We start from the raw sequence: 739 nt of genomic DNA, 5'->3' as shown, positions 1-739 counted from the left end.
AATCTTGATTGCTGTAACAGTAAGCAGTTACACTTGATAAACAATATTGGTTACTGTTCCCCTTTAGAGCAGTCACCGAAGGCCGAAAATGCTGGTAACATTCTCGGCCTGAAAAGACCGGCTTATGCCGGTCTTTTTTTATGCTTTAATAATTTTTGAAACCATATCAACAACTGTAGTTACTGTCTCGCCGGAAACGCTATCAACAGTACGTGCCGCTCTGGCCTTCCAGTCTAAAGACTTCACTTGATCAGCCAAGATAACCCCTGTTGTTTTAGTAGTCCCATCAACAGGAACTTCAAAAGGGTACCCTTTTATCTGATTAGTTATGGGGCAAACAACAGCAAACCCAGTGACTTGGTTAAACAAATCATCAGAAACGACAAGAGCAGGCCTTTTCCCTGCCTGCTCATGCCCTGATTGAGGGTTAAAATCTAAAAGAATGACATCGCCTCTGGCTGGACAATATGTCGTCACAGCATCTCCTTACCTTGAGAGTCACATAGATACTCGTGATGGCGATTTTCTGCAGTGCACTGTCCGAGCAGTTCTTCAAGCGTCGGGCCAGCTTTAGTAATTACTAAATCCCTTTCAGTGACGCGGAAATTAACAACATCACCGATACTAAGCCCAAGCTGCTTCATGAACGGCTGCGGGATACGCAAAGCAGCGCCATTACCCCATTTACCAATAGCCGTAGTCATAATACCTCCAAAGCAGATGGATAAACAATGTGTAA

Annotated in this window: 2 protein-coding genes; both read right to left on the bottom strand. The window is 44.1% G+C overall.

The annotated features are described in order from the left end of the window. Nucleotides 1-138: 138 nt before the first annotated feature. Complete coding sequence (gene mazF, locus HG543_RS53965; RefSeq protein WP_011977836.1) at nucleotides 139-477, bottom strand: endoribonuclease MazF; 339 nt, start codon at nucleotides 475-477, stop codon at nucleotides 139-141. After that, nucleotides 474-739 (bottom strand): AbrB/MazE/SpoVT family DNA-binding domain-containing protein (locus HG543_RS53960; protein WP_211194825.1); only part of this gene is annotated, 266 nt, incomplete at its 5' end. The genes mazF and HG543_RS53960, both read right to left, overlap by 4 nt.

The organism is Pyxidicoccus fallax, from assembly GCF_012933655.1.
Taxonomy (GTDB): Bacteria; Myxococcota; Myxococcia; order Myxococcales; family Myxococcaceae; genus Myxococcus; species Myxococcus fallax.
Note: the sequence above shows the minus strand (reverse complement) of the source record. Positions and strands in the feature narration are given on the sequence as shown.